This window comes from uncultured Oxalicibacterium sp. (assembly GCF_913776015.1).
GTDB lineage: Bacteria > Pseudomonadota > Gammaproteobacteria > Burkholderiales > Burkholderiaceae_D > Oxalicibacterium.
Map to the genome: position 1 here is coordinate 1 of NZ_CAJYMD010000023.1, position 15,019 is coordinate 15,019.

A 15,019-nucleotide genomic window follows, 5' to 3' on the forward strand; every position below is an offset into this window, starting at 1 on the left:
ATCGACCGACTTCACGCCAAAGATCGTATTGAAGACAATCGGATAGAACGCACCGAGAAACACCAGGAAGATCGCTGCATTGGGGCCGATGCCGAAAAAAATCATCGACAACGGCAACCATGCCGTCACCGGTACGGGCCGCAACAGTTGCAGTGTCGGATCAAGTAATTCGCGGATGATCTTGATGCGACCGATCAGCAGACCGAGCGGAATACCGACGCATGCGGCAGCGAAGAATCCGCCGTAGACCCGCGTAACCGACTTCCATAAATGCAGCCACAGGGTTTCGCTGAAGGCATCGTCATAGACACCGCCAAATGCGAAATCCCACAACATCCATCCGACCTCTTTCGGCGATGGAATCAGTTGTGTACCGGTGGCACGCACCGCGAGATCCCATGCCACTAGCAACAGTAGTGGCACGATCAACGGCGTGACAAAGCGCGCGGGATGCCACGCCTTGCCGGCCTTGCCCTCCTTCATCGTCAGTGCAGCCTGTTCCATGACGATTCCTTCCTTCAAACAATGATGCGGTTACCTGATTGATGCCTGCGTACGATCTACGTCTTATTCAAGCGCCTTACTTGATCTGCTTGACGAAGCTGGCATTGATGAAGGCATCGTAGTCAGGCAAGCGACGAATCTGCTTCTTGTCCAGCATTTGCGAGCCGTAGTACTTGGCACGCTTGGTCCAGTCATCGTCCAGCTTCCAGGTCAGTTCCACATTCGGCGCTGCCAGTTCGGCGGTCTTGGCCGGCAAGCCCAGTTTCTGCACCGACATATCGACAAACGCGGCACGATTGGCCATCACGTATTCCGTGGCCTGCTGATGAATCTTGAGGAAGACCTTGATCAGTTCGGGCTTGGTCTTGACCGTATCGGCATGCGTGGTCATGACCATGTTGACGGTACCGGTCGGCGTTGTATACGGATATTCGACGATCTTGCCGATGCCTTTGCCCACGCTGATTGACGGGCCGGGTTCGGCACCGACATAGGCATCGACGTCGCCACGTTCAAGTGCCGATGCCATCTCGCTGAACGACACGCGTACTGGCGTGATGTCCTTGACGGTCATACCTTCCTGTTTCAGTCGATCGAGAATCACGACTTCCTGCGTCGAACCCGGCAGGATGCCGACACGCTTGCCTTTCAAACCCTTGATCGAATCGATGCCGCTATCGGCACGCGCCACCACCGCCATGCCGCGATTGCACTGCGCCGCCACGATCACGACAGGCTCGCCAGCGGCTGCACCCAGCGTCGCCGCCGCCAAACCGTAGGTACCGAAATCGACCGACTTCGTCACCACCGCATTCTTGCCATCAGTCGGCGTTTCGAAGGGAATCACTTCGATCTTGTAGCCGGGCGGCGTGAATTTGTCGTAGAAGTATGGCGTGATGCCATGCATCAGCTTGAGCGTACCGACCTTGATGATCTGATCGGCGGCAAGCGCCGACGATATACCGCCAACGGCGAGCGAAGCGGCGATCATGGTGGCAACGAAATGTCTGCGAGTAGTCATGGCGAATTCCTTTCAGTGAAGCCGACGATTAGAGGAGCGATGCAATCACCCTCGTTCTTGAAGAACACCAACTTGTGTACAAGTTATGAGGGGTATCGCAAGGTCCGTGCCATGTCAGATTCCGGAAAGAATCGTCATATCAATTGCGGATTTGTCCCGATTTGTTGTGAACATCTCATCCAGGTGCAAGCACGCACCACGTGAGTGCGCGATATGTCGTGCAAAGAAAAAAGCCGCATCACTTTGCAGCGATGCGGCTTTGCAGGAAGCGGAAAGCAGCTACATGCGTTCGAAGATTCCGGCAGCCCCCATGCCTGTGCCGACGCACATCGTGACCATGCCGTACTTGAGATTATTGCGACGCAAGGCATGCACGACCGTTGCAGAACGGATCGCACCGGTTGCACCAAGCGGATGGCCGAGCGCGATGGCACCGCCCATCGGATTGACCTTGACGGGATCGAGATGCAAGTCTTGAATCACGGCCAGTGCTTGTGCCGCAAAAGCTTCGTTGAGTTCGATCCAGTCCATCTGATCTTGCGTGAGGCCGGCAGCCTTCAGTGCCGCCGGAATGGCTTCACGCGGACCGATGCCCATGATTTCCGGTGGCACGCCACGCACCGAGAAGGAAACAAAACGCGCTAATGGCGTGAGGTTGAACTGCTTGAGAATCTTTTCGCTGACCACGATCAGCGCACCTGCGCCGTCCGATGTCTGCGAACTATTGCCCGCCGTGACCGATCCCTTGGGTGAAAACACCGGTTTGAGTTTGCCCAAGACTTCCAGACTCGTGTCGGCACGTGCGCCTTCATCAAGCTTGACGATGCGCGTGGACAGATCGATCTCGCCACTTTTCAAATCCGGCGTCCGACCCACAATCTCCACTTCAGTCATTTCGTCATTAAAGTAGCCAGCCTGCTGCGCTGCCAGCGCCTTCAGGTGCGAATTCAGCGCAAACGTATCCTGTGCCTCGCGCGAGACTTTCCATTGCGTGGCAACTTTCTCGGCAGTCAGCCCCATGCCATAGGCCATGCCGATATTTTCATCCTTGAAGATCCCCATGTTCATCGACGGATGATGGCCCATCATCGGTACCATCGACATCGACTCGGCCCCCGCTGCGATGATCGCATCGGCCTCGCCGACGCGAATCCGGTCGGCCGCCATCGCCAGCGCCGTCAAGCCCGAAGCGCAATACCGATTGACCGTCACACCGCCTACCGTATTCGGCAATCCCGCCAACAGCACGCTCATGCGCGCCATGTTCAGACCCTGTTCGGCCTCGGGAAACGAACAGCCGACAATCGCATCCTCGATCACATCGGGATCAAGCGATGGCACCTGCGATAAGGCCGATTGCAGCACCCGCACCAGCAAATCGTCGGGCCGCGTATTGCGAAACATCCCACGTGGCGCCTTGCCAATCGGTGTACGCGTCGCGGCGACGATGTAGGCATCCTGAACTTGTTTACTCATCTCTTACTCCTGATAGGAATATGTTCTCGCCATGTCTCGATATTTAATTATTCAGACACAACAAACCGTTATGGAAGGGGCGAGAAAGCGTAGCGAGCGGATCAAGGTCGGCGCGAGAAGCGCAACCGTACTTGAGTACGGCGAGCATCACAGCGTCGAAATTAGTTCGCGCAGTAGCTTTATGGCCCTTAATTCCGCACGGGTTTGCCGGTTTGCATCATCCCCATGATCCGCTCTTGCGTCTTCGGATGATCAAGCAACTCCATGAACGCCTTGCGCTCACGATCCAGCAGCCATTGTTCATCGACCAGACTGCCAGCGTCGAGATCGCCACCGCTGACAATCTCCGCGATCATCATGCCCAGCTTGTAGTCATGCGCTGAGATGAAACCGCCATCACGCATATTGATCAGTTGCGCGCCAATCGTCGCAATGCCATAACGGCCGATCACCGGAATCAGCGTGCGGCGTGGTGCGCGGTACCCGGCTTCGTGCATGGCACGAACCTGTGTGCGCGCCACATGCAACAGTTCGTAGGGATTGAACACGATGATGTCGTCGCTCTTCAGATACCCCATGCTTTGCGCTTCGATGGCCGAACGCGAAACGGCAGCCGTCGCCGCATGCATGTAGGTCTGTTTCATGAACTGCAGGATATCGTTGCCCTTGGCAGCCTCGGCAGCGCGCCCTGTGATTTCCTTCAGTCCGCCACCGGCCGGGATCAAGCCCACGCCGACTTCGACCAGACCAATATATGACTCGACCGATGCGACACGTCGTGCCGCATGCATCAGCAATTCACAACCGCCGCCGAGCGCCAGCCCAGCCACCGCAGCGACCACCGGCACATTCGCATATTTGAGCGCCTGATGTGCCTGCTGCAACTTGACGACTTCCGGCTCGACGGCCTTGGTACCGCCCGACATGAACAGCGGCAGCATCGATTGCAGATCGGCACCGGCCGAGAACGCTCCGCCTTCGGCGGCATCGGCATGCCAGATCACCAGTCCCTGATAATTGGCTTCCGCTTCGGCGATGGCACGCTGGATACCCGCCGTCACACCGGGGCCGATGACATGCATCTTGGTCTTGAACGACAGCACCAATACGCCATCGTCCTGATGCCAGAGACGTACCGACTCGTCTTCGAAGACCGTGGTACCGGCCGCAGCGCCACCGATCGCATGATCGCCGAACACACCTGCGCGGAAAGCCTGCCTTGCATAGACCGGCAAACTCGAACGCGGAATCACCTTGCGTTGCGCAGGCGACCACGAACCATCCTCGACATGCACGCCATTGCGGCCATCGAATACCCATGCCGGCAAAGGCTCGCGGCTGAGCGCGTTGCCGGCTTCAATATCGTCCTTGATCCAGTTGGCAATTTGCGACCAGCCTGCCGCCTGCCAGATTTCGAACGGGCCCATGCTCCAGCCATAGCCCCAGCGCATGGCGAAATCGATTTCGCGCGCGTTGTCAGCGACCGTTTCCAGATGCACGGCGATGTAGTGGAACATGTCGCGGAAGATCGCCCACAGGAATTGCGCCTGCGGATTGCTTGAATCATGCAACGCCTTCATGCGCTTGGCCGGGTCTTTTTCCTTCAGCACGCGTGCGACGAAATCATCTGCCTTGGCACCGCTCGGTACGTAGTCTGCCGTCGAAGGATCGATCCGCAGAATATCCTTGCCGACTTTCTTGTAGAAACCCGCGCCGCTTTTCTGTCCGAACGCGCCGCCTTCGATCAGCTTGCCCACCAGCGCCGGCGTGCGGTACACGTCATAGAAGGGATCGTCCTGCAGCGTGTCCTGCATGGTCTTGATGACGTGCGACATCGTATCGAGGCCCACCACATCCGCGGTACGGAAAGTGCCCGATTTGGCACGGCCGAGTTTGCTGCCCGTCAGGTCATCGACCACATCGACGGTCAGACCAAATTTCTCGGCTTCGATGATGGTCGCCAGCATGCCGAAGATGCCAACACGATTGGCGATGAAGTTGGGCGTATCGAAGGCGCGTACCACGCCCTTGCCAAGCGTCGTCGTCAGGAAAGCTTCGAGCTGGTCGAGAATCTCGGCACGCGTATCCGCCGTTGGAATCAGCTCCACCAGATGCATGTAGCGTGGCGGATTGAAGAAGTGCACGCCACAGAAACGCGATTTCAAATCGGCGTCGAAACCCTGCAGCCCCTGCGACAATGCCGTGATCGACAAACCAGAGGTGTTGGTGGCGAAGATGGCGCGCGCATCGATGTACGGCGCGACTTTCTTGTACAGATCGTGCTTCCAGTCCATGCGCTCGGCAATCGCCTCGATGATCAGGTCGCACTCGCGCAAACGTTCCAGGTCGTCTTCGTAATTACCAACTTCGATCTGCGAAGCCAGTTCCGGCACGCCCAACGGCGCGGGATTGAGCTTGCGCAGATTCTCGATAGCGCGCAACACGACGCCATTCTTGTCGCCCTCTTTCGCCGGCAAATCGAACAGGATGACCGGGACTTTGGCGTTCACGCAATGCGCGGCAATCTGGGCGCCCATCACACCTGCGCCCAATACCGCGACTTTCCTCACAATGAAATTGCTCATGCAAGACCTTTCAAGACAAAGGGCAACCTGCCGTATTGTGTTTTTCCTTTAGTCGGTAGGCAACATCGTGTGCGACCGACCATGCGTTCGTGATCAGAACAGTTCGGCATCCAGCGCCATCAGGCTATCCGAACCGGCACGTGCCTGACGGATCAGCATTGCGGTTTCCGGCAGCAGGCGCGCAAAATAGAAACGCGCCGTCACCAGCTTGGCCTGGTAGAACTTCGGATCGTCATTCTGTTTTTCCAGCGCAATCTTGGCCATGCGGGCAAACAGATAGGCATAGATCAGATGGCCGACCACGCGCAGATACGGTACGGCAGCCGCACCGACTTCATCAGGATTGCGCATGGCTTTCATTCCGATTTCTGCCGTCAGCTTTTCCACCTTCGCAGCCAGATCGGCCAGTGGCGTAATGAATTCGGACAGTGATTCGTCGAGACCGTTGTCTTCGACATAACTGCGAATCTTTTCGCCGAGTTTGCGCAGCTTGACGCCGTTATCCAGCAGAATCTTGCGGCCCAGCAGATCGAGCGACTGAATCGTATTCGTGCCTTCGTAGATCATGTTGATGCGCGCATCGCGCACGTACTGCTCCATGCCCCACTCGGCAATGTAGCCGTGGCCGCCATAGACCTGCAGCGATTCGGACGTCGCAATCCAGCCGTTGTCAGTCAGAAATGCCTTGATGATCGGCGTCAGCAAGGCGACTTCATCGGCCGCCTCTGCGCGCACTTTTTCATCGGGATGGTTGAGTTCGCGATCGATCTGCAACGCGACATACGAACTGAAGGCGCGACCACCTTCGGCATAGGCTTTCGCCGTCAGCAGCATGCGACGCACATCGGGATGCACGATGATGGGATCGGCCGGCTTATCAGTCGCCTTGGGGCCGGTCAGGCTACGCATTTGCAGGCGATCCTTTGCGTAGACCACGGCGTTCTGATACGCCACCTCGGTCAGGCCCAGCGATTGCACGCCGACGCCGAGACGTGCCGCATTCATCATCACGAACATGGCATTGAGCCCCTTGTTCGGCTCGCCGATCAACCAGCCCCATGCGCCATCGAGATTCATCTGGCACGTCGCATTGCCGTGGATGCCCATTTTTTCTTCGAGCGCACCGCAAAAAATCGGATTGCGTTCACCCGGCGTGCCATCGGCATTCGGTAAAAACTTGGGGACGAGGAACAGCGAAATGCCATGCGTGCCTGCCGGGGCATCCGGCAATCTTGCCAGCACCAAATGCACGATATTGGGCACCATGTTGTGCTCGCCGGCGGAAATGAAAATCTTGCTGCCGGTGAGCTTGTAGGAACCATCAGCCTGCGGCTCGGCCTTGGTGCGCAGCAAGCCGAGATCGGTGCCGCAATGCGCTTCGGTCAGGCACATGGTTCCGGTCCACTCGCCGGAAACCAGCTTCGGCAGATACAGCGCCTTTTGCTCGTCTGTGCCATGCTTGTGCAGGCATTCGTACGCCCCGTGCGACAGCCCCGGATACATGGTCCATGCCTGATTGGCCGAATTGAGCATTTCAAGGAAGACCGTCTGCAACACGGTTGGCAAACCCTGGCCACCGAATTCGGGATCGGCCGACAAGGCAGGCCAGCCAGCAGCGACATATTGGTCGTAGGCTTCCTTGAAGCCCTTGGGTGGCGTTACTTCGTGTGTTGCCGTATCGAGCTTGCAGCCTTCGCGGTCGCCAACATGGTTGAGTGGAAACAGGATGTCGGAGGTGAACTTGGCACCTTCTTCAAGTACCTGATTGATGATCTCGGCATCAACCTCTGCATATTTCGGTAGTTGCTTGAGTTCATCGGAAACCTGCAGCAATTCATGCAGAACGAATTGCATGTCGCGCAAAGGTGCATTGTATTGACCCATGACTGCCTCCAGACTCTGATTTTTGTTGTTGCTGCAGTTTTAGCCGCGGTCTCGCCGCGACACTTGCTCCATTGTGCGTTCAATACTAACTGATCCATCCGTATTCGTGGGCGGACCCGGCATCATGTCGAAAGTTCTTTATTCGGTAGCGCGATCCAGCAAGCGCCGATCGCGTTTGGTGGGGCGGCCCTTGATCTCCACGCCCGGCTCGCGAAACAGGCGGCGGCGTTCTGCCTCGCGCTCGCGCGCTGCGATGCTTTCAGCCGTTTCTTCATACAGCAAACGTGCCTTCTCGGCCGGACCGCGTACTCCGGAAAGTGCACGCACCACCACTTCCCATTCGGTCGAACCGTTATCGACCTGCACGATCTCTCCCAAGCGCGCCACCCGTGCCGGCTTCACGCGCTCGCCCGCAATGCGGACCTTGCCACGTTCGACGGCATCCGTTGCCAGCGAACGCGTCTTGAAAAAGCGTGCCGCCCATAACCATTTGTCGATACGAAGCTGTTCCATCTTCGCTATTCCATCGTGCAAAAATCTTATTGTAACGAGGTGGAAAAACCCGCACCAAATAGCTTGGTGACGTGATCCGCACCGATCACGTGCATGACGCGCCCACGTCGTTCTGATGGCTTACGATAGCAGACGAGGTTTTGCATGCTGCGCCCCTACTCGGCAGATTTGCCCCACGTAATCACGCGCATCAAATTCTTGTAGATGAAATAGGCGACGCGATAGGCGATGCGCTTGTAACGCGGAATACTGTCAAAGTCCGCCATGCTCATCGGTACGCCTTCTGCGACGCCCTGCTCGATATGACGGCGCAAGTTGCAGGCGAACGTCGCATCGATCACCACCACATTCGCTTCCTGATTGACGAACAGGCTGAAGCCATCGACGTTGCTCGATCCCACAGTAGCCCAACTATCATCGACCACCGCTACCTTGCCGTGCAACTGCGTCTTGCGATATTCGACGATGCGCACACCGGCTTTCAGTAACCCCGGGTAAAACGAGCGTGCGATGACATCCTGAAAACGGTATTGCCCCGCGCCCAGCAACAAGGTCACTTGCACACCACGCTGCGCCGCTTGAATCAGGCCGTTACGCATCTTGCGCCCTGGTGCGAAATAAGGATTGGCCAGCATGGCCGAATGCCGCGCACTACCCAGCGCGTGCAGATAGGCATGCTGGATGGTGCGGCGATTACGCAGATTGTCGCGAATCACCAGCCCCGCAATCATCGGCTCACGGCCATGCGAACCGTGCTCGCGCCGCTGCTCCTTGAACGTCGCCCAGCGTGTACGCCAACTCAGACTGCCCAATTGCGCCCAGTGCACCGCCATTTCCCAGTGAATCGTCGCAACCAGTGGCCCGTGAATCCGCACGCCAAAATCCCAACGCGGAGCCGGCAGACTGATGTGCGCATCGTCGTCATCGTGCATGTCATCGACGATGTTCAAACCGCCCAGAAACGCCACCACGCGATCAACCACGCACAGCTTGCGATGCATGCGTGCAATGCCGCGCCGGAACCACGGGTTGAAACTGTAATGCGCAACGCCGAGCGCCTCGAAATCGCGCTGCAAGGCGTTGGCCTGCGTATTGCCGGTACCGACCCAGTCCGTAATCACATTGACGATCACGCCACGTGCTGCCGCGCGGCCGAGTGCGGCCTTGATGCGCTCCGCCGTGTCGTCTTCGGCAAAGATGTAAGTCTCGAAATAGATTTCGTTCTGGGCCGCGTCGAATGCCTCGATCAACGCGGGGAAATACTCCGCACCACAGTGCAGAAGCTGGATCGCGTTTTGATCGGTAAAGCTGACTTGGCGCATAGGCAGGAAAGATATCGCTGCAGGAAAGCCCTTGGCGGGTGTGCCGGCATTCTGGCACAAAGCCGCCGGCAGCAGCGAATGACCGGGATTTACTTGAGTGCCAACGAAGCGACGATGGGGGCGTGATCCGACAATTTTGCCCACATGCGTCCGTGCAGCACTTCAGCCGACTCCACCTTGAAACCGCGCACGTAGATGCGATCAAGTTGCAGGAAAGGCATGGCTGCAGGAAAGGTGCGCGCCGGCTGAATCTTGCTGCCTCGACCACTCAACTGGCGCAGGTAAGTGCCGAACCCGCGGCGCGACAGATTTTCGTCGAATACTTCGACCACACCCAGTCGTGCCCGCAACTCATCGCTGAGCTGATTGCTCCAGTCATTGAAGTCACCGGCGATGATGACCGGCGCATCGGGGGGCGCGGTCGATGTGACGGCATCGATCAGCGCTTCGTTCTGGCGCTTGCGGCTGCCGGCAAACAAGCCGAGGTGAATGACGTAGCAATGGACGTTGGCGTCCGGCGCCTGCAATACGCAATGCAGGATGCCACGCGACTCGTATTTATGGTCTGAAATATTGCGGTTGTTCGAGGAAAGGATGGGGTAACAACTCAGCAATGCGTTGCCATGATGACCGTGGTCATACACCGCATTCATGCCGTAGGCGCAGTGGTGGGAGTCACCAGCCAGGAAATCCTGCTGCGACAGCTCCGGCCAATCCGACGCATGCTTGAGCGCATGCAGATCGTGCCGCCCCTGCACTTCCTGCAGAAACAGTACGTCGGACTGCATGCTGTTGATCGCCTGCTTGAGCGCATGAATGCGCGGGCGGGCACCGAAGGAAGAAACACCTTTATGGATGTTATAGGTCGTGATGCGCAATTTCATGTTCGAGGTCATCCGGTTCGACTGCTTTTCGACACGGACACACGCATACTCGACACAGTGGTCCGCGCCATTTCCAGAGTTTCATCATGGCAAAGAATGCCAGGCGCTTCCGTTCGTTCGCTCACATCGCTGTTCAGTTGGTAGCCGGCAACGGTATTTTCAAGCCCCCGTCTGGCGATGTGCCGGCAATTGCAGGATGGCTTCGGCATTGGATGCCGAGAAACAACGATCGGCTGCCTCGCGATACGGCAGCCACACCATGTTCAGATGCTCACGCGGCGCCAGCCGCACCGGAGTGGCTCGCGGCACACGCAAGCCAAACACGTGCTCGGTATTGCGCGTCACACCCGGCGCATAGCGATGACGCCAAACGGGATAGATTTCGTAGACATTCGACAGGTGCCAGTCGCACAGGCAATCCGCTGCCACCATGTGCGCCGTGACCAGCGGACTGCCGGACGCAGCAACCACGATACCGGTTTCCTCCTGCACCTCGCGCACGGCCGTCTCGTGCAGCGACTCTTCCGGCGTATCCTTCGAACCGGTGACCGATTGCCAGAAGCCGGGACGATCGGCGCGTTCGAGCAACAGCACTTGCATGTCATCCGTATGGATGACGACGAGGACGGATTCGGGAATCTTGTAAATCTGCGTCATGGCGTGCGCGGGTATTGAAAGGAATTCGGAAGAAATTCAGACGAAAAAAAGGCGCGGATCAACCGCGCCTTTCGATTATGCCGCAAAATTGACTCAGGCCTTGATGGCTGGCTCGACGTTACGCAAACGGATATGCAATTCGCGCAATTGCTTCTCATCGACTTCCGACGGTGCTTGCGTCAGCAAGCATTGCGCACGCTGAGTTTTCGGGAACGCAATCACGTCGCGGATCGATTCGGCGCCCGTCATCATCGTCACGATACGATCGAGACCGAACGCGAGACCGCCGTGCGGTGGCGCGCCGTATTGGAGGGCATCCAACAGGAAGCCAAACTTGAGTTGTGCTTCTTCCGCATTGATCTTGAGCGCACGGAACACCTTGCTCTGCACCTCGGCACGGTGAATACGCACCGAACCGCCACCCAGTTCCCAGCCATTCAGGACCATGTCGTAAGCCTTGGCGATGCACTTGCCCGGATCGGATTCCATCATGTCTTCGTGACCATCCTTGGGTGCCGTGAACGGATGATGCACCGCCGTGTAACGCTGGTTTTCTTCGTCGAATTCGAACATCGGGAAATCGACGACCCACAGCGGACGCCAGGTATCTTCGAACAGACCGCTCTTCTTGCCGAATTCGCTGTGACCGATCTTCACGCGCAATGCACCGATCGCATCGTTGACGACTTTTGCCTTGTCGGCACCGAAGAAGATCAGATCGCCGTCTTCTGCGCCGGTCAGTTCGATGATCTTGGTCAACGCTGCATCGTGGATGTTCTTGACGATTGGCGATTGCAAGCCATCGCGACCCTTGGCCTTTTCATTGATCTTGATATAGGCCAGACCTTTCGCGCCGTAGATGGCGACGAACTGCGTGTAGGCATCGATCTCGGACCGCGGCATCGCACCGCCGCCAGGTACGCGCAACGCGACCACGCGGCCGTTTTCCATATTGGCTGCGGCAGAGAACACCTTGAAGTCGACATCTTTCATGACTTCGGTCAGTTCGGTGAAGGCCAGCTTGACGCGCATGTCCGGCTTGTCCGAACCGTAGAGACCCATCGCCGTCGCATAATCCATCACCGGGAATGGATCGGGCAACTCGACGTCTAGTACTTTCTTGAACACGAGGCGAATCATGCCTTCGAACATGTCGCGAATTTCCTGCTCGCTCATGAACGAGGTTTCGCAGTCGATCTGCGTGAATTCAGGCTGGCGATCGGCGCGCAAGTCTTCATCGCGGAAGCACTTGGTGATCTGATAGTAACGATCGAAGTTGGCGACCATCAGCAATTGCTTGAACAACTGCGGCGATTGCGGCAAGGCGAAGAAGTTACCGGCGTTAACACGCGATGGCACCAGATAATCGCGCGCACCTTCCGGCGTCGATTTGGTCAGCATCGGCGTTTCGATGTCGATGAAACCATTTTCGTCGAGGAACTTGCGTACTTCCATCGCGACGCGATAACGCAGGCGCAGATTGTTCTGCATCTGTGGACGGCGCAAATCGAGAACGCGATGCGTCAGGCGCGTGGTTTCCGACAGGTTGTCGTCATCGAGCTGGAACGGCGGCGTGACGGAAGCATTGAGCACTTCGACTTCATGCGCGAGCACTTCGATCTTGCCCGATTTCAAGTTAGCATTGGTCGTGCCTTCCGGACGATTGCGCACGAGGCCGGTAATGCGCAGGCAGAACTCGTTACGTACCGATTCTGCCGTCTTGAACACATCGGCACGATCCGGATCGCACACCACCTGCACCAGCCCTTCACGATCGCGCAGATCGATGAAGATCACGCCGCCGTGATCGCGGCGACGGTGCACCCAGCCGCACAGGCTGACGGTTTGATCGAGCAGAGCCTCGGTGGTGAGGCCGCAGTATTGGGTTCGCATGGACATGGTGTGTTTCCGGTTCTTGGTTTGGATCGGTCGCCAACTGCGCGACACTAAAAGGACATTCGATAAATTCTGCAGGCTCAGGACAACGATTCAGGCGCGGACTTTTTCGGATCGATGATGCGCGTCTTGTCATAGGTATCCGGTGTGACCACGCCCATCGACACGATGTATTTGAGCGCCTCATCCACCGACATGTCGAGCTCGATGACATCGGCGGTCGGCATCATCAGGAAGAAGCCCGAAGTCGGGTTCGGCGTCGTCGGCACATAGACGCTAACGTAATCGCCTTGCAGATGATTGCGCACATCGCCACCTGGCGTCCCCGTCAGGAAGGCAATCGTCCACGAACCCTGACGCGGGTACTGCACCAGCAGCGCCTTGCGGAAAGCATTGCCCGACGACGAGAACAGCGTATCCGACACCTGCTTGACGCTCGAATAGATAGTGTTGAAGATCGGGATGCGACGCAGCAATGCTTCCCACAGGGCCACAACCTTGTTACCGATGAAATTGCGCGTCGCCAGACCGGTCAGGAAGATCACGACCAGCGTCAGGATGGTGCCCAGCCCCGGAATAGAAAAGCCGAACAAGACTTGCGGCTGCCAGCGCGCCGGCAACAGCAGCAGCGACTGGTCCATGGTGCTGACGATCAGGTTCAGTACCCACAGCGTGATCGCAAGGGGAACCAGAATCAATAAACCGGTGATGAAGTATTTGCGCATGATGATTGCGAAGAAGGAATCAGGAACAGGACGAACACGATGGTGCGGTCGGCGCATCGCCACCGGCACTAGAAGCAGGTGCCGCAGCGGCCGCAGGCTTGCTACCCGAGGTCTTGAAATCGGTGGCGTACCAACCAGTGCCCTTCAGTTGAAAACCGGCTGCCGTCAATTGCTTCTGGAAGCTGCTCTTGCCACACGCGGGGCATTCGGTCAGCGCCGGATCGGACATTTTTTGCAAAACATCCTTGGCAAAATCGCATTCAACACAACGGTAGGCGTAGATCGGCATCGCACTTTTCCTGCAAAAATCGTACAAAACCCTGAATTATAAAGGTTTTGAGGCGAGATTTCGGGGGTTTTGAGGTGACTCGCACAGACATGCAACAGCCGGCAGGCAGTTCGCAATGAGATTGCCTCAGTGAAAAGATCGCAAAGGCGAAAGCACAGGCCAAAACCTGATCCGCCAATGCGACACGACGAATAGAAATCAACGAACGCGGATTTCGGTCCAGAGACGGTTGAGTGTGCGGCGCTGCTTGCTGTTCAGGTCCTTCAGCATTTCCAGCTTGGCGCTGGCTTCCGCATCCGGAAAGATGGCTGGATTTTTGGCAATTTCCGGATTGATGAAGGGAATTGCCGCCTTGTTTGGACTGCCGGAGCCGATCAGGTTACTGAGTTCTGCGCCATTCTTGCCATCGAGAACAAAATTGATGAACTGATGGGCCAGATCGGGACGCGGCGCATCCTTGGGAATGACGAGGCTGTCCAGCGACATGGCCGCGCCTTCCTTCGGCAAGGCATGACGGATGCGGAACTTGCGACCCGCCGCCTTGGCATCTTCATCGGCCTGATAAATGTCATTCGAATAACCATGCACCAGCCAGATGTCGCCCACGGTCAGCCCCTTGATGTAGCTCGTACCGTTGAATGCTGCCCAATACGGCTTGGCCTTCAGAATCACGTCCTTGGCTTCCTGCCATTTCTTTTCATCGGTGTCGTTGATCGAATAGCCGAGATATTTCATGGCCGCAGCCATCAACTCGTTGGCCGAGTCGAGCACGGTGACCTTGCCCTTGATCTTGGTGAGGATGGCGGGATCGAAAATCGCCGCCCAGCTATCGACCTTGATGCCAAGCTCCTTCATCTTTTGTTCGTTGTAGCCGAGCAAGGTGACGGTGTAGGCATACGGTACGGAATACTGGTTGCCCTTGTCGAAATCGGTATCGATCAATCGCGGATTGACGTTTTTCAGATTCGGCAGCAACTTCTTGTCGAGTGGCTGCAAGGCATTCTGGCGAATCAGCGATTGCAGCGCGTTTCCGGTCGGCACGATCAAATCGTAACCTTTGGCACCGGCCGCCAGCTTGGCCAGCATTTCTTCATTGTCGCCGTAGTAGCTCTGCACGATCTGGCACTTGCACGCCGCTTCGAAACGCTTGGCGGTCTCGTCGGCTAGATAATTGTTCCAGTTGTACAGATGCAGTTTGCCCTGCGCCTGTGCACCCGTCCCCAACATCAGAAAAGCGAGCAGGATGAACAGTTTTTTCATGGC

The 15,019-nt window shown here is 57.1% G+C and carries 12 protein-coding genes and 1 pseudogene; all 13 read right to left on the reverse strand.

The window, feature by feature from the left end; translation table 11 throughout:
- Positions 1–504 (reverse strand): annotated as a pseudogene (locus QZ725_RS03255) (ABC transporter permease); the annotation flags it as partial.
- Positions 505–580: 76 nt separating this feature from the next.
- Positions 581–1,525, reverse strand: a complete 945-nt coding sequence (locus QZ725_RS03260) for an ABC transporter substrate-binding protein (RefSeq protein ID WP_293776220.1) — start codon at positions 1,523–1,525, stop codon at positions 581–583.
- A gap of 279 nt (positions 1,526–1,804) precedes the next feature.
- On the reverse strand, positions 1,805–3,001 hold the full coding sequence (locus QZ725_RS03265; RefSeq protein WP_293776221.1) for an acetyl-CoA C-acyltransferase: 1,197 nt from the start codon (positions 2,999–3,001) through the stop codon (positions 1,805–1,807).
- A 188-nt stretch (positions 3,002–3,189) separates the two neighbouring features.
- Positions 3,190–5,586 carry a 3-hydroxyacyl-CoA dehydrogenase NAD-binding domain-containing protein gene (locus QZ725_RS03270; protein ID WP_293776223.1) on the reverse strand — a complete coding sequence of 799 codons (2,397 nt, stop codon included), beginning with the start codon at positions 5,584–5,586 and terminating at the stop codon, positions 3,190–3,192.
- Between the two features lie 93 nt (positions 5,587–5,679).
- Complete coding sequence (locus QZ725_RS03275; protein WP_293776225.1) at positions 5,680–7,470, reverse strand: acyl-CoA dehydrogenase C-terminal domain-containing protein; 1,791 nt, start codon at positions 7,468–7,470, stop codon at positions 5,680–5,682.
- Between the two features lie 138 nt (positions 7,471–7,608).
- The gene (locus QZ725_RS03280) at positions 7,609–7,983 is read right to left on the reverse strand and encodes an RNA-binding S4 domain-containing protein (protein ID WP_293776227.1); all 375 of its coding nucleotides are present in this window, start codon (positions 7,981–7,983) and stop codon (positions 7,609–7,611) included.
- A gap of 155 nt (positions 7,984–8,138) precedes the next feature.
- Positions 8,139–9,305, reverse strand: coding sequence for a phospholipase D-like domain-containing protein (locus tag QZ725_RS03285; protein ID WP_293776230.1), 1,167 nt, complete (start codon positions 9,303–9,305; stop codon positions 8,139–8,141).
- A gap of 89 nt (positions 9,306–9,394) precedes the next feature.
- Positions 9,395–10,189, reverse strand: coding sequence for an endonuclease/exonuclease/phosphatase family protein (locus QZ725_RS03290; protein ID WP_293776231.1), 795 nt, complete (start codon positions 10,187–10,189; stop codon positions 9,395–9,397).
- A gap of 159 nt (positions 10,190–10,348) precedes the next feature.
- Positions 10,349–10,846 carry a dihydroneopterin triphosphate diphosphatase gene (gene nudB / locus QZ725_RS03295; protein WP_293776232.1) on the reverse strand — a complete coding sequence of 166 codons (498 nt, stop codon included), beginning with the start codon at positions 10,844–10,846 and terminating at the stop codon, positions 10,349–10,351.
- 93 nt (positions 10,847–10,939) lie between these two features.
- The gene (gene aspS / locus QZ725_RS03300; protein ID WP_293776234.1) at positions 10,940–12,745 is read right to left on the reverse strand and encodes an aspartate--tRNA ligase; all 1,806 of its coding nucleotides are present in this window, start codon (positions 12,743–12,745) and stop codon (positions 10,940–10,942) included.
- Between the two features lie 77 nt (positions 12,746–12,822).
- Positions 12,823–13,467: a DUF502 domain-containing protein gene (locus QZ725_RS03305; RefSeq protein WP_293776235.1), complete on the reverse strand. Its 645-nt coding sequence runs from the start codon at positions 13,465–13,467 to the stop codon at positions 12,823–12,825.
- Positions 13,468–13,486: 19 nt separating this feature from the next.
- Positions 13,487–13,756, reverse strand: a complete 270-nt coding sequence (locus tag QZ725_RS03310) for an FmdB family zinc ribbon protein (protein WP_293776237.1) — start codon at positions 13,754–13,756, stop codon at positions 13,487–13,489.
- A 198-nt stretch (positions 13,757–13,954) separates the two neighbouring features.
- The gene (locus QZ725_RS03315; RefSeq protein WP_293776239.1) at positions 13,955–15,016 is read right to left on the reverse strand and encodes a spermidine/putrescine ABC transporter substrate-binding protein; all 1,062 of its coding nucleotides are present in this window, start codon (positions 15,014–15,016) and stop codon (positions 13,955–13,957) included.
- Positions 15,017–15,019 lie beyond the last annotated feature (3 nt).